This is a genomic window from Kiritimatiellia bacterium, from assembly GCA_025054615.1.
Taxonomy (GTDB): Bacteria; Verrucomicrobiota; Kiritimatiellia; order CAIVKH01; family CAIVKH01; genus JANWZO01.
In genome coordinates this window covers 1-622 of record JANWZO010000046.1, presented here as the reverse complement: position 1 = coordinate 622, position 622 = coordinate 1, and the positions used below count along the sequence as shown (strand labels likewise).

Annotated in this window: 2 protein-coding genes; one reads left to right on the top strand and one right to left on the bottom strand. The window is 62.9% G+C overall.

Going from position 1 to position 622, the window contains the following annotated elements:
• Positions 1–184: hypothetical protein (locus tag NZ740_10755; GenBank protein ID MCS6772477.1), on the top strand; the 184-nt coding region annotated here is incomplete at its 5' end.
• A gap of 224 nt (positions 185–408) precedes the next feature.
• Here the strand turns inward: NZ740_10755 and NZ740_10750 are convergent.
• A partial coding sequence (locus NZ740_10750) for a hypothetical protein (protein MCS6772476.1) occupies positions 409–622 on the bottom strand: 214 nt, incomplete at its 5' end.

Sequence of the window (622 nt, the reverse complement as noted above, 5' to 3'; positions counted from 1 at the left end):
TCTGGCCGATTCGATCGCGGCGCATCTGATGCCCGCCCACGTGCTTCCGACACCCGTCCTATGGGAGGACGCCGACTTCATCGACTCGATGCATCTCCACGAGCGTGCGGCTCAGGAATTCTCAGCCGCCGTCGGCCAAGCAATTCAGCGATTGTCCTCTGGTGGCCCGCTCACCAGTCCGTAGTTCCACTCAGACCCGCTTGATCCCACCGATCAGGTATTGATGAAGACGGCGCGGGTGGAACCGCGCCCTCCATCAACCTCTATCTGGAGGGTCGGGTTCCACCCCGACCTATTCGGCCCGCGTGGAACCAGGCCCTCCACGAATATCCGCGAAATAACGGCGCCGGTGGAACGGCGCCCTCCAACGCGTTCGCATGTGGAGGGGCGAGTTCCACCTCGCCCGCGTTACAGAGGATTGAGTTCCACGCCAACCGTATCAGGACGGGGGTGGAGGCGTTTCATTACCTTTTCGATGGAGGGACGCCTTCCACGGCGTCCGCATATGGAGGGACGGGTTCCACCCCGTCCCACATCGTTGGACCGAGTGGAAGCGAGTCCTCCAGGAAAGGCGCCGGTGGAACGGCGCCCTCCAACAACCCCTATCTGGAGGGTCGGGTTC